Below are 20321 nucleotides of genomic sequence, written 5' to 3'. Positions count from 1 at the left end.
GGACGATCGCGGCCCGTGCCGAAGAAGAAAGCGAAGGCGGGCAGGGCAGCGCATCGCGCCGCCCTGTGTTACTGCGGGTGCTGTTCGGGCGTGCGCACGTAGACGCGCAGCAGCTCCTCGTTGTCGCCCGGGCGGGCGCCGGTCCAGAACAGCTTCCATTCGTCGCCGGGCGCCGGATCGACGGCCCGCACGCCCTGCACGATCATCCACGTGCAGCGCGTCGTCTTCGCGTCGTCGATCGGCGTGTGCTGGATGCCGGAGAAGTAATACAGCATCGGCGCTTCCGATTCGCCGAGCCCGTGCAGGCTCGCCATGCAGTCGCCGTCGTTCCATTCGAGCGCGAGATGCGCGTTCAGGTCGTCGAACACCGACCGGTAGCTCTTCGCGACGTCGAGCCACGGCAGCAGCAGCGTATAGATGAGCCCCCACGCGACCAGCGTGCCGGCGCCCCACGACAGCGCGCCGCGCCACAGGCCCGTCGTGCGTAGCTTCGGCAGCAGCGTCAGCCAGCCGACCGTCAGCGCGAGCGCGCCGGTCACGAGCGCGGGCTGGATTGGCATCGTCCAGTCGAGCGGCAGCCAGCGGCCGAGCAGTGCGAGATCGGCGCGCGACGCGGCCGGATCGGCCATCACCGCCCAGATCGCCCACGCGAGCACGACCACCATGCCGAACAGGATGCGGCTCAGGTAATCCCACGCGAGATGCAGCCGGCGCGGCAGGCGGTCGATCGCCTGCGCGGCGACCAGCGCGAGCGGTGCGAAGAACGGCAGGATGTAGAGCTGGCGCGACGTCGCGGACACCTGCAGTACCACCAGTCCGATGCCGGCGAACAGCACGGGCAGCGCGATGCGCGGCGTACGCCAGTCGCGCCATGCGCCGCGGGCGAGCGCGACGATCGCGAGCGGCGCGACCGGGAAGCCGACGAGCAGGAACGCGCGCAGGATGAAGAACGGCTTGTCGTTTTCGGCGCCCAGTTCGGGAACGGAGAAGCCGAAGAAGCGGCCGACGTTGTTGTCCCAGAACCACGTCATGAACAGCGTTTCCGAGCGCAGGAACAGCGCGGTCGGCCAGATCAGCGCGAACGGCGCGAACACGAGCGCGGCGACGCCGAGCGCGCGTGCGAACGAGCGGGTGCGGCAGGCCGGGTAGAGCACCAGCGTGCAGACGAGCGTGGCCGCGAACACGAGCGGCACGAACAGCCCCTTCGCCATCAGCGCGATGCCGACGCCCGCGCCGAAGATCGGCGCGGCCCAGCGGCCGGCCGGGTGCGCCGGCAGCCCGTGACGCATCGGCTGCGCACGCGCGACGTGCTGCATCACGAGTTCCAGCAGCCCGCAGAACGCGATGGCGGTGCCGGCAAACAGCGCGACGTCCGTCATCATGTCGTGCACGTGCTTGATCACGACGAGCGTGCCCGCGCTCAGCACGACCGGGCCGAGCACGCGCAGGTCGAACCAACTGTCCGCGCGGCTGGCTACGCGGGCGGCGCGCGCGATGAAGCCGAACGCGAGTGCGGCGAACAGGGCGCTCGCGAGGCGCGCCGCGTCGTGCAGCGGCATCGCGCGCTGCAGCAGCCACGCGAGGCTGGTCGCGACCCACGCGTAAAGCGGCGGCTTCTCCATGAACGGCAGGCCGGCATTGGTCGGGACGACGAAATCGCCGGTCTCGAGCATGTGCTGGATGATGCCGAACGTATAGGTTTCGTCCTGTTTCCACGGATCGTGCCCGAGCACGCCGGGCAGCGTGTACGCGCACACCAGCGCGGCGACGAACAGCCATGCGCGCCAGCCGAGCAGCAGCGAGCGGTCGCGCAGGGGGCTGATGGCGGCGGTCGAGGCCGCGACGGGCGTGCCGGCGACGTCCAGCGTCGCGATGACGTCGGTATCGGCGGTCGAGCGGGTGTGCGCGGCCGGGGCGGGCACGGACGTGCGTCGCCGGCTGGGCGCTGCGGTTCCAGGCATGGAAAAGATCTCGGGTCGAGTCGAGCCGGTCCGGCGACATGGGCTGGACCGATAAGGGGCTACATCCGGGGTAACGGACAGCGTGTTTGAGACACCTGTCTGAATGGCCGCTAGTAGAGCACGGAATTGTTACGGATGTTTACTGGAAGTGTCACGGAATTGTGGAGATTTGTGGCGCCGTGACCACGGGGCGATTTCGACCACCGTATTGTTGCGCCGCGCGTCAGCTTAGCGGCCGCCGCCGACGTCGAGCAGGGCGCCCGTCGTGTAGGACGCCGCATCGCCGAGCAGCCAGACGATCGCCTCGGCGATCTCCTGCGCTTCGCCCGCGCGGCCGAGCGGCGTTTGCGCGCCGAGACGCGCCGCACGGCCCGGCTGGCCGCCGCTTGCATGAATGTCGGTCTCGATCAGGCCCGGGCGCACCGCGTTGACGCGCACGCCGTGCGGGCCGAGCTCCCTGGCGAGGCCGATCGTCAGCGAATCGACCGCGCCTTTCGAGCCCGCGTAGTCGACGTACTCGTTCGGCGAGCCGAGCCGCGACGCGATCGACGACACGTTGACGATCGCGCCGCCGCGCCCGCCGCGGTCGGTGGACAGCCGGCGCGCCGCTTCGCGCGCGCACAGGTAGGCGCCGAGCACGTTGGTATCGAACATCCGCCGCAGCCGGTCGACCGGCATGTCGGCGAGCGGCATCGACGGCGCGACGATGCCGGCATTGTTGACGAGCGCGTCGAGGCGCCCGAACTCGGCCGCAACGGTGTCGAACATCGCGACGACGTTCGCCTCGTTCGCGACGTCGCCCGCGACGATGCACGCGCGGCCGCCCGCGTCGCGCACGGCCTGCGCGGTCAGTTCGGCCGCGGCCGCGTCGCGCGCGTAGTTGATGCCGACGTCCCAGCCGCGTTCGGCCGCGAGCACGGCGGTCGCGCGGCCGATGCCGCGGCTCGCGCCGGTGATGAGGACAGCCTTGCGGTCGGACGGTGCGGTCATCGCGTGCGGTTTCCGGTGACGGTTACTTCGCGGCGTCGGGCGCCCACTTGTCGCGGGTGGGCGGCTGGTAGCGGCGCAGCCGCTCGATCAGCGCGACGGGTTCCGACTCGACGCACAGTGCGTCGAAATAGGCCGGCCGCATGAAGCCTTCGTCGACCGTATGGCGCAGCAGCGCGATCAGCGGATCGTAGAACGAATCGATGTTGTAGAGCGCGACGGGCTTGCGGTGATAGCCGAGCTGCGCCCACGTATAGACCTCGAAGAGCTCTTCGAGCGTGCCGGCACCGCCGGGCATCGCGACGAACGCGTCGGAGAGGTCGGCCATCATTTTCTTGCGATGGTGCATGTCGGGCACGACGTGCAGTTCCGACAGCCCCGTATGGCCGACTTCCTTGTCGACGAGCAACTCGGGGATCACGCCGACCGCCCGGCCGCCGGCCGCCATCACTTCGTCGGCGATCACGCCCATCAGGCCGACGCGGCCGCCGCCGTACACGAGCGTGAGGCCTCCCTCGACGAGCGCACGGCCGAACGCGCGCGCGGCATCGGCATAGACGGGTCGCACGCCGGACGACGAGCCGCAGTAAACGCAGACTGCCTTCATTGCTTCGCGTCCTTGGCGGGGGCCTGGCCGGTGGCGACGGGGCCGCCCGCCGGGCGCGGCGACCCGTCGCGCGGCGGCAGGTAATCGGTGAACTGGCGCTTGGGCAGCTTGCCGGACACGAGATCGTCGAACAGCTGGCGCGAACGGCCGCGCAGGTACGGGGCCATGATCGAGATCACGTGCATGCTCACCTGGTGCAGCTCTTCGCGGATCGCGTCCTGGTCGTTGTATTTGCGCGGATGCATCACGTACTGGTACGACAGCCAGTACGTCGAGATCACCGCCATGTTGGTCGCGATGACCTCGATCTCGGCGGGCGTCGCGACCATTTCGGCATCGGAGACGAGCAGCTCGCACATGTCGTGCGCGAAGCGCACCTTGTGGCTGATGATCTGCTTGAAGTGCGTCTCGAGCGTGCGGTTGCGGGCGAGCAGGTCGTTGAGGTCGCGATACAGGAACCGGTAGGTCCACATGAAATCGGCCATGTACTGCAGGTACGACCAGGTTTCGTCGATCGTCGGACGGTGATCTTCGGGGAAGCGCAGCCGCCGTTCGATCTGCTGCTCGAACTGCGCGAAGATGCTGTTGATGATGTCGTCCTTGTTGCGGAAATGGTAGTACAGGTTGCCTGGACTGATTTCCATTTCCTCGGCGATCGTCGTGGTGGTGACGTTCGGCTCGCCGATCTCGTTGAAGAGTTTCAACGACAACTCGAGAATCCGTTCGCGGGTGCGGCGGGGAGGTTTCGCTTCCATGTCGTCCGGCCCTGTGTGTGCCGGACTGGCGGGCGCTGCAATCGATGCTGCGTGATTCGTCCGGCGCGGGTTGCTGTTCTATGTCTAGCGGCCGATTATAAACCGGGGTTTCGCCACGTCGGGGCATTTCGTGATCGCGGCGCCGCGCCGCGCATGGTGCGGCGCCGCATGCGGGCGTGGCGAAAGGCGCCCGGCGGTGGCCTAGAAACCGAGCCAGCGTGCGACCACCGGCCCGAGCACGAAGCCCCACGTCGTCACGCACGCGAACAGCGCGACCGTGACGGCCGCGCTGCCGAGGTCCTTCGCGCGCTTCGACAGTTCGTGGCGCTCGAGCGAGATGCGGTCGATCGCGGCTTCGACGCTCGAGTTCAGCAGCTCGACGATCAGCACCAGCAGCACCGAGCCGATCAGCAGCGCGCGCGATGCGGCCGGCACCGGCGCGAATGCGCCGATCGGCAGCATCAGCGCGGCGAGCGTGAGTTCCTGGCGAAACGCGCTTTCCTCGCGGATCGCGACGCGAAAGCCGTTCAGCGAATGCTTGAGCGCGAACCAGGCACGCGTGATGCCGCGATGGCGCTTGTACGGGTTCGGCGGCAGCGGCGCGAGCCGGTCGTCGGGGCCGAGCGGCTCGTGCGGGTGCACGTCCGCGTCGGCATGCGGCTCTTCCTCGTCGAACGGGCGGTGCCGTGACGGCGTCGCGGCGGGGGGCGGGATCTTGTCGTTCAGGTCTCGTTTCAAACGGCTGCACCTTCGGCTGGCGAGTACGCGGTCTTCGGCAGCGGCTTCAGATGCGACGCGAACTGCTCGGATGCGGCGCGCCACGAGAAGCGTTCCGCCCACGCGCGCGCAGTCGTGCGTTCGATCTTCAGCGCCTCGAGGCAGGCTTCCTGCAGGTCCTCGTGCATCGCGCCGGCATCGCCTCCGCTGAGCACGTCGATCGGGCCCGTCACGGGATACGCGGCCACCGGCGTGCCGCAGGCGAGCGCTTCGAGCAGCACGAGGCCGAACGTGTCGGTGCGACTCGGGAATACGAACACGTCGGCCGCAGCATACACCTTCGCGAGCTCCGTCTGTGACAGCACGCCGAGATAGTTCGCCTCCGGATAGCGCGACTTCAGTTCCGCGAGCGCGGGGCCTTCGCCCGCGACCCACTTCGAGCCGGGCAGGTCGAGGCGCAGGAACGCCTCGACGTTCTTCTCGATCGCGACGCGGCCCACGTACAGGAAGATCGGCCGCGCGGTGTTGAGCACCTTCGACTCCATCGGCCGGAAGGTGTCGAGGTCGACGCCGCGGGTCCACAGCACGACGTTCGTGAAGCCGAATTTCTCGAGGTCCTGCTTGACGACCGGCGTCGGCGCCATCACCGCGCGCGACGGGCCGTGGAACCAGTGCAGGAACTTGTAGGTCGCCGCCAGCGGAATGCCGAAGCGCGCCTGCACGTATTCCGGGAAGCGCGTGTGGTACGCGGTCGTGTACGGCAGCTTGCGGGCGCGCGCATAGCGCCGCGCGGCGAGGCCGAGCGGGCCTTCGGTCGCGATGTGCAGCGCGTCGGGTGCGAACGCATCGATCCGCGCGCGCAGCTTGCGATACGGCAGGATCGACAGGCGGATCTCGGGGTAGGTCGGGCAGGGCACCGTGCGGAATTCCAGCGGCGTCAGCAGTTCGACGCGGTGGCCGAGCGCCGTGAGTTCGCGCGACGTGCTCTTCAGCGTGCGTACGACGCCGTTGACCTGCGGTTCCCACGCGTCGGTGACGATCATGATCTTCATCGCGGCATGTCCTGTAAGTAGGGTTGTGTCAGGCAGCGGCCTTGGCCTTGCGCGACGCGGTCTCGGACGGTGCGGTGCGCATCACCGTCCAGTAGACGATCTTCAGTTCGCCTTCCATCGTTTCGACGAGCGCGGACAGGCTTTCGACCCAGTCGCCGTCGTTGCAGTACAGCACCCCGTCGATGTCGCGGATCTCGGCCTTGTGGATGTGGCCGCACACGACGCCGTCGCAGCCGCGGCGGCGCGCCTCGTCGGTCATCACGGTCTCGAACTGCGAGATGAAGTTGACCGCGTTCTTGACCTGGTGCTTCAGGTACTGCGACAGCGACCAGTACTGGAAGCCGAGCCGGCTGCGGATCCGGTTGAACCAGCGGTTCAGCACGAGGATCAGCGTGTAGAGCGTGTCGCCGAGGTACGCGAGCCATTTCGCATGCTGGATCACGCCGTCGAACAGGTCGCCGTGCACGATCCACAAACGTTTGCCCGCGAGCGTCGTGTGGAATGCCTCGCCGCGCACCTGGATGTCGCCGAACGCGAGATCGCAGAACTGCCGCGCGCCTTCGTCGTGGTTGCCGGGGATGTAGACGACCTGCGTGCCCTTGCGCGCCTTGCGCAGGATCTTCTGCACGACGTCGTTGTGCGCCTGCGGCCAGTACCAGCCTTTCTTCAGTTGCCAGCCGTCGATGATGTCGCCGACGAGGTACAGGTATTCCGAGTCGTTGTGACGCAGGAAATCCAGCAGGTAGGGCGCCTGACAGCCGCTCGAGCCGAGGTGGATGTCGGACAGCCAGATGGTGCGGTAGCGATGGGCGGACGGCTCGGGGTCGTCGTGCTGCGTGGTCGGCGCGACGGGCGGCTTGTGCGACACCACGCCGTCGGTTGCGCCCGAGCCGGACAGGAACGCAGTGGCGGCGCGGGCGCCGATGGGATGACGAAACAATGAAGTCGCGGACGTTTTCTGGCCCATGCATGACTCGCGCCGGTTGACATTACCGGCATTCCGCCATGCGGGCGTGACTGTACCGTGACAGTCACGAGACGTTCTTATTACGACCGTCGAAGGGTGTTTAGCAGTAAATGAGCGGGCGTTGCGTAAGCTGCCGCACTGAACGGTCGGCGTGTGTCCGGCAGGGCCGTCCTCGATGGAGACGGGTGAGGCGAGCGGCTTTCATCTGGTGAATGCGGCGCGTCAGCGCGGAATCGCGACGACGCGCGTACGCGCGAGCCGGTCGTGCGGGAACTGCCGGCCGGCGTGCAACCGGGCGGCGCCGGCCCACACGACGATCCATGCGGCGGCGAGCGCGAGCGTGACGGGCACCGACAGGCCGAGGAGCGGGTGCAGCGCGAGCGGCGGCAGGAACCACAGCCAGCCGAGCGCGTAGCGGACGAGCGCGTGGCCGGCGCTCAGCGGCCGGCCGCTCGACGACTCGAGCCGCAGCCGCCAGGTTTTCATCGGCAGCGTCTGGCCGCCGTGCGTCCAGAACCACACGAAATACGCGCCGACGACGAGCGCGATCCACGCGGCAAGCAGGTTGTGATGAACGAGGCCGTTGCGTTGCTGCGTCGCGAGGCTGAACGCGAGCCCGGCGAAGAACACGACGCCGAACAGCAGCACGCCTTCGTAGAGCAGCGCGGCGAGGCGCCGCCGCACGGACGGCGCGGCAGCCGGGGTCTCGGGAGCGCGGGCGGTCGCCACGGCGCTCAGGAGCCCTTGAACAGCGAAGGCGCGTCGGCGGGCGACACCGGCAGGACCGCGGCCGGTGCCGATGCGGTGCCGGACGTGGACGACGCGGGCACCGGCTGCACGACGACGCCGGCCGACGCGGGCGCCGGGGCGGCGGCCGCGCCGCTCGCCGGGTGTTCGTGCGAGTTGACGAGGCGGCGGACGTCACGGTCGGCGACGGTCGGCGGCGCGCTGACGACGCTCGGCCTGCGGCGGCGCTCGGCGGCGGCAAGCCGTTCCTTCTGCTCCTCGGGGAGTTGCTGGTAGGCCTTCCACGCGCGCTCGCGCGCCTGTGCGGACAGCTCCTTCGCGCTCTGGTAGTTCTCGCGCGCGACGCGGCGCTGCTCGGGCGTCATCTTCGCCCATTCGGTCATCCGATCCTGCAGGCGTTTCTGGTCATCCGGCGACAACTTCGCGAAACGCGATGCGATCTTCAGCCATTTACGCTTGCGGGCGTCGCTGAAGCCGTCCCACTGGTCGGCGAACGGCGCGAGGGCCGCGTGCTGCGCCGGCGTGAGGCGTGCCCACGACAGCGGGCCGGCGGCGGCCGGCAGCGGCAGCGGAAGGGGCAGCGGCGGGAGTTCGGTGGTCAGCCCGGTCGCGGTCGACGCGGGCGCGGCGGGGCTGGTGGTCGCGACGGGCGCCGTCGCGGGGGCCGGGTGGAATCGGGGATAGGTGGCGACGTAGGAAACGGCGATCGCGATCACGCATCCGAAAAATACGGCCAGGCCGCGCTTCTGACTCACCCGTGCGATCCCCTCGTTATTGTCTGTTAGTGAGCGCGCGAAAGATACGCGTTGAACCCGTGATCGAGATACGCATTGAGCGGCAGGTCGTCGCTGAGCATCGCCGCGTCGATGTCGGCGAGTTCGGCGGTGCGCTGCATGTCTTCCCAGTACGCGATGCCGACGAGCCCCGCGAGCAGCAACGCGAGCGGCCACGCACGCAGCAGGCGGCGGGCAAACGACGCGTACGGGCGGCCGGCGGGCGGGCGGTTCGCGGGCGTCGGGCCGTAGGCGCCGGCCGCGCCGGCGAAGGCCGGCACGAACACCGGCGCGCTCGCGGCTTCGGGCTTCTTGCGCGCGAGCGCGGCCCGGCGGGCGACGGCCAGCCGGTCGGTGGTCGCGGCCGGCAGCGCGGCCGCGCGCTCGTCCAGCGCGCGGCGCACCTTCAGCGCGAATTCGTGTTCTCGGTTTGCGGAGCTCATAGCGTGATTCCTTTGGCCTTGAGCGCTTGCGCCAGGGTATGAGTGGCTCGCGAGCAGTGCGTCTTGACGCTGCCCTCGGAGCACCCCATTGCGGCGGCAGTCTCGGCGACATCCATATCTTCCCAATAACGCATCAGGAACGCTTCCCGTTGACGCGTCGGAAGCTTCTGGATTTCTTCGTCGATCAGGGCCAGAACCTGCTCTCTTTCGAGGCGGTGCTCGCTGCTCTCGACGCCCGCGTTGTCGTCCGCGGATTCGAGCGTTTCAAGCGGGTCGAAGTCGTCGTCGTCGGTGTTGTTCAGCGACGAGAAGAGCGTCACCCACGTGTTGCGGACCTTCTGCCGGCGGAACCAGTCGTGGATCGCGTTCTGCAGGATCCGCTGAAAAAGCAGCGGCAGCTCGGCGGACGGCCGGTCGCCGTACTTTTCCGCGAGCTTGATCATCGCGTCCTGCACGATGTCGAGCGATGCATCGTCGTCACGTACGGCGTACGCAGCCTGCTTGAACGCGCGCCTTTCGACGCCCGCCAGAAAGTCGGCGAGTTCCTTGTCTGATGCCATTCCGTGAAGGTATGCGCTGCGGCCCGCTGCGTGGTGAAAAAGGTCGAAAAATTTCGTAAAACCCGCGGATGCTATCAAATTTTCATGCGGCTTGGCACCGGGTCGGCCGTCGCACGTTGCGCGCGAACCGCGGCGGCCGGGCGCCGGGCGGCGCGCATGATGCGCTGCGGGATATTTTGCTTGACGGCCCAGCCGCGACCCGCTATTGTCGGCGATTCGCAACATGAAGTGATGGTCTCATTTGAGGCTGGCCCAAGAAGCCCGCCCTTCAAACTGGACGCGCCGCTTGAACCCGAGCCACAAGCCCGGCAGAGAGCACCCGATCAATTTTTTGCCGAAAATTCGAAAGGTCAAAATGAACATGCCCAGCGCGGAATTCTCCACGTCGGAACCCCTTTCCCCTCCCGATAGCGACTCCATCGGCGGTACCGTGCTCATGAAGGCACTGGCCGACGAAAACGTCGAATTCATCTGGGGCTACCCCGGCGGCTCGGTTCTCTACATCTACGACGAGCTGTACAAGCAGGACAAGATTCAGCACGTGCTGGTGCGCCATGAACAGGCGGCCGTGCACGCAGCCGATGCGTATGCGCGCTCCACCGGCAATGTCGGCGTCTGTCTCGTGACGTCCGGCCCCGGTGTCACCAACGCGGTGACCGGCATCGCAACGGCGTACATGGATTCGATCCCGATGGTCGTGATCAGCGGCCAGGTGCCGACTGCCGCGATCGGTCAGGATGCGTTCCAGGAATGCGACACCGTCGGCATCACGCGTCCGTGCGTGAAGCACAACTTCCTCGTGAAGGACGTGCGCGACCTCGCGGAAACCGTCAAGAAGGCGTTCTATATCGCCCGCACCGGCCGTCCTGGCCCGGTGCTGATCGACATCCCGAAGGACATCTCGAAGACGCCGTGCCAGTACGAGCCGGTGAAGAGCGTGTCGCTGCGTTCGTACAATCCGGTCACGAAGGGCCATTCGGGCCAGATCCGCAAGGCCGTGTCGCTGCTGCTGACGGCCAAGCGTCCGTACATCTACACGGGTGGCGGCATCATCCTCGCCGACGCGTCGCGCGAGCTGAACCAGTTCGCGGACCTGCTCGGCTACCCGGTCACGAACACGCTGATGGGCCTCGGCGGCTATCGCGCGTCGGACAAGAAATTCCTCGGCATGCTCGGCATGCACGGCACCTACGAAGCGAACATGGCGATGCAGCACTGCGACGTGCTGATCGCGATCGGCGCCCGCTTCGACGACCGCGTGATCGGCGACCCGGCGCACTTCGCGTCGCGCCCGCGCAAGATCATTCACATCGACATCGACCCGTCGTCGATCTCGAAGCGCGTGAAGGTCGACATCCCGATCGTCGGCGACGTGAAGGAAGTGCTGAAGGAGCTGATCGAGCAACTGCAGACGGCCGAGCATGGCCCCGACACCGAGGCGCTCGCGCAATGGTGGAAGGACATCGAGGGCTGGCGCGCGAAAGACTGCCTGAAATACGACCGCGAAAGCGAGATCATCAAGCCGCAGTACGTGGTCGAGAAGGCGTGGGAGCTGACGGACGGCAACGCGTTCGTGTGCTCGGACGTCGGCCAGCACCAGATGTGGGCCGCGCAGTTCTACCGTTTCAACAAGCCGCGTCGCTGGATCAACTCCGGCGGCCTCGGCACGATGGGCTTCGGCCTGCCGGCGGCGATGGGCGTCAAGATGGCCCATCCGGACGACGACGTGCTGTGCATCACGGGCGAAGGCTCGATCCAGATGTGCATCCAGGAACTGTCGACCTGCCTGCAGTACGACACGCCCGTGAAGATCATTTCGCTGAACAACCGCTACCTCGGCATGGTCCGCCAGTGGCAGCAGATCGAATACAGCAAGCGCTATTCGCATTCGTACATGGATGCGCTGCCCGATTTCGTGAAGCTTGCCGAAGCGTACGGCCACGTCGGCATGCGGATCGAAAAGACTTCGGATGTGGAGCCGGCGCTGAAGGAAGCGCTGCGCCTGAAGGACCGCACCGTGTTTCTCGACTTCCAGACCGATCCGACCGAAAACGTCTGGCCGATGGTACAGGCCGGCAAGGGCATCACCGAGATGCTGCTCGGATCGGAAGATCTGTAACGGCGCGACGCGCGCCCGGCCCGATGCGGCCGCCTTCACGAAGGGCGGTGCGGCACGCGGCGGCGCGCGGCGCGGGTGAATCGACACGGACACATTCTGGAAGAAGCGAACATGAGACACATCATTTCCGTCCTGCTGGAGAACGAACCGGGTGCGCTGTCGCGCGTGGTCGGTCTGTTTTCCGCACGCGGCTACAACATCGAAACCTTGACGGTGGCGCCGACCGAAGACCAATCGCTGTCGCGGCTCACCATCGTTTCCATTGGCTCCGACGACGTGATCGAACAGATCACGAAGCATCTGAACCGCCTGATCGAGGTGGTGAAAGTGGTGGACCTGACCGACGGTGCACACATCGAACGCGAGCTGATGCTGATCAAGGTACGTGCAGTGGGCAAGGAGCGCGAAGAAATGAAGCGGATGTCGGACATTTTCCGCGGCCGCATCATCGACGTGACCGAAAAGACCTACACGATCGAATTGACGGGCGCGAGCGACAAGCTCGACGCATTCATCCAGGGGCTGGACGCCAGCGCGATCCTCGAGACCGTGCGCACCGGCAGCTCCGGCATCGGACGCGGCGAGCGCATCCTGAAGGTGTGATGCCGACATAGCCAGAAATGGCACGCCGGGTGCGCCGTCATGTCCCGGCCCGCAGTACTCCATCCGAACGAATCATTGAATTTTTTGAATTAGCGAAGGAACCATCATGAACGTTTTCTACGACAAAGACGCCGACCTCTCCCTCATCAAGGGCAAGCAAGTCACGATCATCGGCTACGGCTCGCAAGGCCATGCGCACGCGCTGAACCTGAAGGAAAGCGGCGTGAACGTGACGGTCGGCCTGCGCAAGGACGGCGCGTCGTGGAGCAAGGCTGAAAACGCCGGCCTGTCGGTCAAGGAAGTCGCCGAAGCGGTGAAGGGCGCGGACGTCGTCATGATGCTGCTGCCGGACGAGCAGATCGCCGACGTGTACGCGAAGGAAGTGCACGCGAACATCAAGCAGGGCGCGGCGCTCGCGTTTGCGCACGGCTTCAACGTCCACTACGGCCAGGTGATCCCGCGCGCCGACCTCGACGTGATCATGATCGCGCCGAAGGCACCGGGCCATACCGTGCGCGGCACTTACTCGCAAGGTGGCGGCGTGCCGCACCTGATCGCGGTTGCGCAGAACAAGTCGGGCGCGGCGCGCGACATCGCGCTGTCGTACGCGGCGGCGAACGGCGGCGGCCGTGCCGGCATCATCGAGACGAACTTCCGTGAAGAAACCGAAACCGACCTGTTCGGCGAGCAGGCCGTGCTGTGCGGCGGTACCGTCGAGCTGATCAAGGCCGGTTTCGAGACGCTGGTCGAAGCCGGCTACGCACCGGAAATGGCGTACTTCGAGTGCCTGCACGAACTGAAGCTGATCGTCGACCTGATCTACGAAGGCGGCATCGCGAACATGAACTACTCGATCTCGAACAACGCCGAGTACGGCGAATACGTGACCGGCCCGCGCGTCGTCACGGAAGAGACGAAGAAGGCGATGAAGCAGTGCCTGACCGACATCCAGACGGGCGAGTACGCGAAGAGCTTCATCCTCGAGAACAAGGCGGGCGCGCCGACGCTGCAGTCGCGCCGCCGCCTGACGGCCGAGCACCAGATCGAGCAGGTCGGAGCGAAGCTGCGCGCGATGATGCCGTGGATCGCGAAGAACAAGCTCGTCGACCAGACGAAGAACTAAGCACCGATAGAAGCAAAACGTGCTGTTCCGGCCCTTCGAGTGGAGGGTCGGTATCAAAAAGCCGTCCGAAGGCAGCAGTGCCCCGGGCGGCTTTTGCTATCCTACGGGCTTTGCAATTCACCGAACACCGAACGAACCCATGAACTATCCTCATCCGATCATCGCGCGCGAAGGCTGGCCGTTCATCGCGATTGCAGCCGTCATCGCGCTGTTGATCCACGCCGTCGGGGGCTTCGGCTTCGCGTGGCCGTTCTGGCTGCTGCTCGTCTTCGTCGTCCAGTTCTTCCGCGATCCGCAGCGCCCGATCCCGGCGCAGCCGAACGCGGTGCTGTGCCCGGCGGACGGCCGCATCGTCGCGGTCGAGACCGCGCAGGATCCGTACGCGAACCGCGAAGCGCTGAAGATCAGCGTGTTCATGAATGTCTTCAACGTCCATTCGCAGCGTTCGCCGGTCGACGGCGCGATCAGCAAGGTCGAGTACTTCCCGGGCGCGTTCCTGAACGCGGCGATCGACAAGGCGTCGACCGAGAACGAGCGCAATGCGGTCGTGATCCAGACGGCGAGCGGCAAGACCGTCACGTCCGTGCAGATCGCGGGCCTGATCGCCCGCCGGATCCTCTGCTACGTGCGCGCCGGCGAGCCGCTGTCGCGCGGCCAGCGCTACGGTTTCATCCGCTTCGGTTCGCGCGTCGACGTGTACCTGCCGCTCGGCAGCCGCGCGAAGGTGTCGATCGGCGAGAAGGTCTACGCGTCGTCGACGATCCTCGCCGAGCTCGAACAGTAAGCGGCGGGGCGCACGATGGCCGCATTCAAACCGCGTCGGCCGCGTAACGGCTCCGGCCAGACGCCACGCCCGTTCCGCCGCAACAAGGTGATGGCGCCCGATGCGGCGCCGCTCGAAAGCCGCCGCGCCGCGCGCCAGCGGTTCCTGAAGACGCGCGGCATCTATCTGCTGCCGAACGCATTCACGACCGCCGCGCTGTTCTGCGGCTTCTTCGCGGTCGTGCAGGCGATGAACGTCCGCTTCGAGATCGCCGCGATCGCGATTTTCGTCGCGATGGTGCTCGACGGGATGGACGGGCGCGTTGCGCGCATGACGCATACGCAGAGCGCGTTCGGCGAGCAGTTCGACAGCCTGTCGGACATGGTGTCGTTCGGCGTCGCGCCGGCGCTCGTGATGTACGAATGGGTGCTGAAGGATCTCGGCCGCTGGGGCTGGCTCGCCGCGTTCGTCTATTGCTCGGGCGCCGCGCTGCGCCTCGCGCGCTTCAACACGAACATCGGCAGCGTCGACAAGCGTTTCTTCCAGGGGCTGCCGAGCCCGGCCGCCGCCGCGCTGATCGCGGGCTTCGTGTGGCTCGCGACCGACAACCGCGTGCCGATGAAGCTTGGCTGGCTGCCGTGGGTCGCGTTCGCGCTGACGATCTACGCGGGCGTGACGATGGTGTCGAACGCACCGTTCTACAGTGGCAAGGCGCTCGACGTGCGGCACCGCGTGCCGTTCGCGGCGATCCTGCTCGTCGTCGTCGCGTTCGTGCTCGTGTCGTCCGATCCGCCGCTGATGCTGTTCTGCCTGTTCGTGCTGTACGGGCTATCCGGCTATGTGTTCTGGGCCTACCAGGCCATTCGCGGGCGGGCGAACCCGGCGCGCTCGTCGCAGCGCGATCACTGACATCCGCGCGCGATCTGCGATCTGCCCGGAAACGGCGGCCTCGGGGCCGCCGTTTTCATTTGTCCCTTTTTGCTGGCCGGACTGCGTCGATTCCCGGGCGCCGTCCGATTGCGCGGCCAGCGGAATGTCGCTATAGTCTTCGGCATGACTGCATTTCCCCGCCTCTCCCTCCTTCTAGCCGGTGCGCCGCTACGCGCGCTAGCTTTGGCGCGCCTGTCGCGCTGACCGTTCTCGCCCCCCGTCTCAAGCCTCGTCTGTTGTTGAGCGTCGCCAGCGGTGGCGCGATCTCATTACGTTTGACTTCCGTATAAAAGAGCCCTGGAGCCCCCCATGACAGACAAGCTGATCATTTTCGATACGACGTTGCGTGACGGCGAGCAATCGCCCGGTGCGTCGATGACGAAGGAAGAGAAAATCCGCATTGCGAAGCACCTCGAGCGGATGAAGGTCGATGTGATCGAGGCCGGCTTCGCCGCCAGCTCCAACGGCGATTTCGACGCGATCCACACGATCGCCGGTCTCGTGAAGGACAGCACGATCTGCTCGCTGGCGCGGGCCAACGACAAGGACATCCAGCGCGCGGCGGACGCATTGAAGCCGGCCAACAGCGCGCGGATCCACACGTTCATCGCGACGTCGCCGCTGCACATGGAGAAGAAGCTGCGGATGACGCCGGACCAGGTGTTCGAGCAGGCGCGTCTCGCGGTGCGTTTCGCGCGCAAGTTCACCGACAACGTCGAGTTCTCGCCGGAAGACGGCAGCCGCTCGGATCTCGATTTCCTGTGCCGCGTGCTGGAAGCCGTGATCGCCGAAGGCGCGACGACGATCAACATCGCCGATACGGTCGGCTACGGCGTGCCGGAGCTGTACGGCAACCTCGTGAAGACGCTGCGCGAACGCATTCCGAACTCGGACAAGGCGATCTTCTCGGTGCATTGCCACAACGACCTCGGGATGGCGGTCGCGAACTCGCTCGCCGGCGTGAAGATCGGGGGTGCGCGCCAGATCGAGTGCACGATCAACGGCCTCGGCGAGCGCGCGGGCAACACGTCGCTCGAAGAAATCGTGATGGCCGTGAAGACCCGCAAGGACTACTTCGGCCTCGACGTCGGCATCGACACGACGCAAATCGTGCCGACGTCGAAGCTCGTGTCGCAGATCACCGGTTTCGTCGTGCAGCCGAACAAGGCAGTGGTCGGCGCGAACGCGTTCGCGCACGCGTCGGGCATTCACCAGGACGGCGTGCTGAAGGCGCGCGACACCTACGAGATCATGCGTGCGGAAGACGTGGGCTGGACCGCGAACAAGATCGTGCTCGGCAAGCTGTCGGGCCGCAACGCGTTCAAGCAGCGCCTGCAGGAACTCGGCGTATCGCTCGACAGCGAAGCCGAATTGAATGCCGCGTTCATGCGCTTCAAGGATCTGGCCGACCGCAAGGCGGAGATCTTCGACGAGGACATCATCGCGATCGTGTCCGAGGAATCGGCGCTCGCGCACGAGCAGGAGCACTTCAAGTTCGTGTCGCTGTCTCAGCGTTCGGAAACGGGCGAGCAGCCGCAGGCGAAAATCGTGTTCGCGGTCGAAGGCAAGGAAGTGACCGGCGAGGCGCGCGGCAACGGCCCGGTCGACGCGACGTTCAATGCGATCGAGGGCGAAGTCGGCAGCGGGTCCGAGCTGCTGCTGTACTCGGTGAACGCGATCACGACCGGCACGCAGGCGCAGGGCGAAGTGACGGTCCGGTTGTCGAAGAGCGGGCGGATCGTCAACGGCGTCGGTACCGATCCGGATATCGTCGCCGCGTCCGCGAAAGCGTACATTTCCGCGCTGAACAAGCTGCACTCGAAGGACGACAAGGTCAATCCGCAGCGCTCGTAAGCGCTGCGAGCAGCATCGCGAAGCCCCGTGCGGCCCTCGGCCGCCGGGGCGTTTTTCATTGGCCGCTCATTCGGCGGCCGGCGCGCGGAACAGCCAGCGGCGCGTCGCCGGGCGGGGCGCCGGATTGCGCCGGCGGAACTCCACCGCGATCCCGCGCCGCGGCGCATCTGCGACGAACGCATCAAGCAGTTCGAGCACATCGTGATCGATGTAGTCGGCGCGCGTCGCGTCGATGATCACCGCCGCGCGGTCCGGAATGTGCCGCAAGTGATGCTTGACCTGGACCTTGCCGAGAAACGACACGTCCTTGCGGAACGACAGCAGGAAGTGGTCGTCATGCTGCGCGAGCGTGACGGGGCTCTTCAGATTGGCGACGGCGACGGCCAGCACGCTGCACGCGAGGCCGAGCGCGATGCCGAACAGCAGGTCGACCGTCAGCACGCCGGCGATCGTCGCGGCGAACGGGACGAACGCGGCCGGCCCCTGTTTCATCACCGAGCGGAACAACGCGGGTTTCGCGAGCTTGAAGCCGGTGTGGATCAGGATCGCGGCGAGGCTCGCGAGCGGAATCAGGTTGATCAGGCCGGTGAGCGCGAACACGCTCGCGAGCAGCAGCACCCCGTGGACGATCGCCGACATCCGGCTTTGCGCGCCCGCGTTGACGTTCACCGAACTGCGCACGATCACCGACGTGATCGGCAGCCCGCCGACCGCACCCGCGACGAGGTTGCCGACGCCCTGTGCCTTGAGTTCGCGATCGGGCTGGGTCGGCCGGCGCTTCGGGTCGATCTGCTCGACTGCTTCGAGGCTCAGCAGCGTCTCGAGGCTTGCGACGACCGCGAGCGTGATCGCGACGCGCCACACGTCCGGATTGACGAGTTGCGCGAAGTTCGGGCCGAGTTCCGCGTGCTTGAGCGAGGCGGCGAAGGCCGCGAACGATCCGAGTTCGGGCAAGGTGACGCGATGGGCGGCGCCCGGCGCGACCGCGGGCGCGACGAAACCCAGCACGAGCGTCGCGCCGATACCGAGGATGACCACCGCGAGCGGCGCGGGCACCGAGCGCACCAGCGCGAAGCGGCGCAGCGCTGACGTGTCCCACGCGATCAGCAACGCGAGCGAGGCGAGCGCGACGGCCGTCGCGGCCCACGCGACCGGCAGGCTCGGCCAGTTCGCAAACGATTGCGCGGCCGCGCCGCCGATACCGAACGCGAACGGAATCTGCTTCACGATCAGCAGCAGGCCGATCGCGGCGAGCATGCCCTTGATGACGGGCGACGGGACATAGGCGGCGAAGCGGCCGGCGCGCAGCATGCCGAAGCCGAATTGCAATACGCCGGACAGCAGTACCGCGAGCAGGAACGCGGAGAAGCTGCCGAGTTGCGCGATCCCTTCGACGACGATCACGACGAGGCCGGCGGCTGGCCCGCTGACGGACAGCGACGAGCCGCTCAGCAGCGCGACGATGATGCCGCCGACGATGCCGGAGACGAGCCCGGCGAACGGCTCGACGCCGGAAGCGTTGGCGATGCCGAGACACAGCGGTAGCGCGACGAGGAAAACGACGATGCCGGCGACGATGTCGCGCGGCAGGGTGGACAGGCGCTCGTTCAGTTTCATGGTTGGGGTGGTTTCGTTGGCATGAGGAGGGTGCGGGTCAGCCGAGCGCGACGGCGGTCGCAGCAGGCTCGGACTCGGGCTCGGCTTCGGCCGGCGGCGCGGCATAGCCGGAATCGAGCTCCTTCAGGCGGCCGTCGGCGAGCGAGAAGATCCAGCCGTGCACGAGCGGCGGCCGTTCGCGGCCGCGCACGATCGGCGACGCGCGCAGCAGCCGTACCTGTTCGAGCACGTTCAGCTCGGCGAGGCGGTCGGCGGCGGCCATCTCGTCGAGCCCGTCGAGCGTGTCGCGATGGCGCCGCGCGAGCGCGCAGAGCGGCGCGATGCGACGCGCGACGTGCGGCAGGTCGGCGGGCGGCGGCAACAGCGATGCACGCACGCCGCCGCATCCGTAGTGCCCGCACACGATCACGTGATCGACCTTCAGCACCCGCACCGCGTACTCGAGCACGCTGGCGGAATTGTCGTCGTCGGGATGAAACAGGTTCGCGATGTTGCGATGGACGAACAGTTCGCCGGGCGCGCAGTGCGTGATGGTCTCGGCCGGCACGCGGCTGTCGGCGCAGCCGATCCACAGTACGCGCGGATTCTGGCCGCGCGCGAGCGCGTCGAAGAAGCCGGGCGTGTGTTCGCGCGTCTCGCGGGCCCAGGCAATGTTGGCAACCAGCATGCTCTTGGGGCGATTCATGAGGACTCCTTTCTGCTAAAGAGAAATGAATATCGAACGGAATAGGGTAATAACATGCTTTCTAAATTGAAAGGTTCGATTTCGACTGATATTAGGGGTATGCCCTAGCGCTTTGGATGTGCTGAAACAAATTGTTTCAAATTAACTCGGGGCGGTGCACGGGCTGCACCAATGCAAGGCATGAGATGCATTGTGCATGCGGTTTTCGGACGAATTCATACGCAGCGAGGCACATCGCTTTACTGGTCCGAAATGCTGTCGCCCGGAAAAGATTTCCGCTTGATTTTTAGAATTAATTCGATTGCGGAAAAAATGAAACGGCCATCACGCAATAATTCGTGAATGGCCGTTGTGGAAATTGTGCGTAAATGCGCAATCGGTCAGAACAGGTTGCGGCGGTCTGGATCGTGCAGCGGATCGGGCGTTTTCTGCGTGGTGCGCAGGATGCCCTGCGGATCGAAGTAGAAGCTGTACATCATGTACCAGACGTTGTCCTCGAGATACCGGTACGTCCACACCTCGCGCTTCATCAGCGGAAAGTAGGAGGTCTCGACCGGGCGTCCGAAATTGACGAGGACGTCGGTCTTCGTCCACTTGCCGATCTCCGCGCGATAGAACTCGCTCGGCTGCAGCACCTGGCGCACGTTGACGATCCGGTGGGCCGCGTCGACGTCGGCCGCGACCGTGATCTCGCCCATTGGCTGGGTCGGCCACATCAGGCGCTTGCCGCCGCCCGGCAGGTCATAGATCTCGCGCGGCGGGCCCATGCGCGCGACGATCGCCGACTCGTCCTGGCCGGCCTGGTATTGCTGCCACGGTTGCGCGCAACCGGCCAGCAGCGCGGCGGCGCAGGCGACCAGCACGGGCAGGCGCGCGGGAATGCGAGAGCGCATCGGATTCTCCAGAACACGGAAACAGGTCCCGTTTTATCACGGACGGCGCGCGATCGCGCATCGGGCGGAAAAAATCGGTGCGGATCGCGCGCTGTCGCGCTTGCGGGCCGCGGGCGCGGCGGCCTATGATCCGCGCTTCTCGGGCAGATTGAAGGGCAGGTTGGC

The 20321-nt window shown here is 66.5% G+C and carries 20 protein-coding genes; 6 read left to right on the top strand and 14 right to left on the bottom strand.

The window, feature by feature from the left end; genetic code table 11:
* Positions 1 to 68: 68 nt before the first annotated feature.
* The 11 genes from J8I33_RS05330 to J8I33_RS05280 all read right to left on the bottom strand — a co-directional run bounded on the left by J8I33_RS05330 (position 69) and on the right by J8I33_RS05280 (position 9569).
* Entirely contained in the window at positions 69 to 1961 is a 1893-nt protein-coding gene (locus tag J8I33_RS05330; RefSeq protein ID WP_124554857.1) for a glycosyl transferase, read from the bottom strand.
* A 228-nt stretch (positions 1962 to 2189) separates the two neighbouring features.
* Positions 2190 to 2951 carry an SDR family oxidoreductase gene (locus tag J8I33_RS05325; RefSeq protein ID WP_050016433.1) on the bottom strand — a complete coding sequence of 254 codons (762 nt, stop codon included), beginning with the start codon at positions 2949 to 2951 and terminating at the stop codon, positions 2190 to 2192.
* 22 nt (positions 2952 to 2973) lie between these two features.
* Positions 2974 to 3555, bottom strand: coding sequence for a TIGR00730 family Rossman fold protein (locus J8I33_RS05320; protein WP_209933754.1), 582 nt, complete (start codon positions 3553 to 3555; stop codon positions 2974 to 2976).
* Positions 3552 to 4310, bottom strand: coding sequence for a TetR/AcrR family transcriptional regulator (locus J8I33_RS05315; protein ID WP_050016436.1), 759 nt, complete (start codon positions 4308 to 4310; stop codon positions 3552 to 3554). The genes J8I33_RS05320 and J8I33_RS05315 overlap by 4 nt, the downstream gene beginning before the upstream one ends.
* 201 nt (positions 4311 to 4511) lie before the next feature.
* On the bottom strand, positions 4512 to 5048 hold the full coding sequence (locus tag J8I33_RS05310) for a diacylglycerol kinase (RefSeq protein WP_011694335.1): 537 nt from the start codon (positions 5046 to 5048) through the stop codon (positions 4512 to 4514).
* The gene (locus J8I33_RS05305; protein ID WP_050016438.1) at positions 5045 to 6079 is read right to left on the bottom strand and encodes a glycosyltransferase family 1 protein; all 1035 of its coding nucleotides are present in this window, start codon (positions 6077 to 6079) and stop codon (positions 5045 to 5047) included. The genes J8I33_RS05310 and J8I33_RS05305 overlap by 4 nt, the downstream gene beginning before the upstream one ends.
* Positions 6080 to 6107: 28 nt before the next feature.
* Complete coding sequence (locus J8I33_RS05300; RefSeq protein ID WP_050016440.1) at positions 6108 to 7046, bottom strand: UDP-2,3-diacylglucosamine diphosphatase; 939 nt, start codon at positions 7044 to 7046, stop codon at positions 6108 to 6110.
* A gap of 222 nt (positions 7047 to 7268) precedes the next feature.
* Positions 7269 to 7775, bottom strand: a complete 507-nt coding sequence (locus J8I33_RS05295) for an RDD family protein (RefSeq protein WP_050016442.1) — start codon at positions 7773 to 7775, stop codon at positions 7269 to 7271.
* 5 nt (positions 7776 to 7780) lie between these two features.
* On the bottom strand, positions 7781 to 8548 hold the full coding sequence (locus J8I33_RS05290) for a DUF3106 domain-containing protein (RefSeq protein WP_124631401.1): 768 nt from the start codon (positions 8546 to 8548) through the stop codon (positions 7781 to 7783).
* 26 nt (positions 8549 to 8574) lie between these two features.
* Complete coding sequence (locus J8I33_RS05285; RefSeq protein ID WP_089488685.1) at positions 8575 to 9009, bottom strand: DUF3619 family protein; 435 nt, start codon at positions 9007 to 9009, stop codon at positions 8575 to 8577.
* The gene (locus J8I33_RS05280) at positions 9006 to 9569 is read right to left on the bottom strand and encodes an RNA polymerase sigma factor (RefSeq protein WP_006491033.1); all 564 of its coding nucleotides are present in this window, start codon (positions 9567 to 9569) and stop codon (positions 9006 to 9008) included. The genes J8I33_RS05285 and J8I33_RS05280 overlap by 4 nt, the downstream gene beginning before the upstream one ends.
* Before the next feature lie 355 nt (positions 9570 to 9924).
* Here J8I33_RS05280 and J8I33_RS05275 point away from each other — a divergent pair, with 355 nt between their 5' ends.
* The 6 genes from J8I33_RS05275 to J8I33_RS05250 all read left to right on the top strand — a co-directional run bounded on the left by J8I33_RS05275 (position 9925) and on the right by J8I33_RS05250 (position 16961).
* Complete coding sequence (locus J8I33_RS05275) at positions 9925 to 11688, top strand: acetolactate synthase 3 catalytic subunit (protein ID WP_027786860.1); 1764 nt, start codon at positions 9925 to 9927, stop codon at positions 11686 to 11688.
* 111 nt (positions 11689 to 11799) lie between these two features.
* On the top strand, positions 11800 to 12291 hold the full coding sequence (ilvN, locus tag J8I33_RS05270; protein ID WP_006750445.1) for an acetolactate synthase small subunit: 492 nt from the start codon (positions 11800 to 11802) through the stop codon (positions 12289 to 12291).
* Between the two features lie 106 nt (positions 12292 to 12397).
* Entirely contained in the window at positions 12398 to 13414 is a 1017-nt protein-coding gene (gene ilvC / locus J8I33_RS05265; protein WP_034190794.1) for a ketol-acid reductoisomerase, read from the top strand.
* A 139-nt stretch (positions 13415 to 13553) separates the two neighbouring features.
* A complete protein-coding gene (locus tag J8I33_RS05260) occupies positions 13554 to 14198 on the top strand; it encodes a phosphatidylserine decarboxylase (RefSeq protein WP_006491035.1) in 645 nt (214 codons plus the stop codon).
* Positions 14199 to 14213: 15 nt separating this feature from the next.
* Positions 14214 to 15086, top strand: a complete 873-nt coding sequence (gene pssA / locus J8I33_RS05255; protein ID WP_050016452.1) for a CDP-diacylglycerol--serine O-phosphatidyltransferase — start codon at positions 14214 to 14216, stop codon at positions 15084 to 15086.
* A gap of 330 nt (positions 15087 to 15416) precedes the next feature.
* Positions 15417 to 16961 carry a 2-isopropylmalate synthase gene (locus J8I33_RS05250; protein ID WP_050016453.1) on the top strand — a complete coding sequence of 515 codons (1545 nt, stop codon included), beginning with the start codon at positions 15417 to 15419 and terminating at the stop codon, positions 16959 to 16961.
* A gap of 66 nt (positions 16962 to 17027) precedes the next feature.
* Here the strand turns inward: J8I33_RS05250 and J8I33_RS05245 are convergent, their stop codons facing one another.
* The 3 genes from J8I33_RS05245 to J8I33_RS05235 all read right to left on the bottom strand — a co-directional run bounded on the left by J8I33_RS05245 (position 17028) and on the right by J8I33_RS05235 (position 20156).
* Positions 17028 to 18578 (bottom strand): SulP family inorganic anion transporter, encoded by a 1551-nt coding sequence (locus J8I33_RS05245; RefSeq protein ID WP_209933753.1) that lies wholly within the window; start codon positions 18576 to 18578, stop codon positions 17028 to 17030.
* Between the two features lie 37 nt (positions 18579 to 18615).
* Positions 18616 to 19263, bottom strand: a complete 648-nt coding sequence (locus J8I33_RS05240; RefSeq protein ID WP_209933751.1) for a carbonic anhydrase — start codon at positions 19261 to 19263, stop codon at positions 18616 to 18618.
* Between the two features lie 380 nt (positions 19264 to 19643).
* Positions 19644 to 20156, bottom strand: coding sequence for a hypothetical protein (locus J8I33_RS05235; protein WP_209933748.1), 513 nt, complete (start codon positions 20154 to 20156; stop codon positions 19644 to 19646).
* Positions 20157 to 20321 lie beyond the last annotated feature (165 nt).

This window comes from Burkholderia sp. AcTa6-5 (genome assembly GCF_017815075.1).
GTDB classification, from domain to species: Bacteria; Pseudomonadota; Gammaproteobacteria; order Burkholderiales; family Burkholderiaceae; genus Burkholderia; species Burkholderia sola.
The sequence above is the reverse complement of the archived record's forward strand: the minus strand, read 5'-3'. Positions and strand labels throughout refer to the sequence as shown.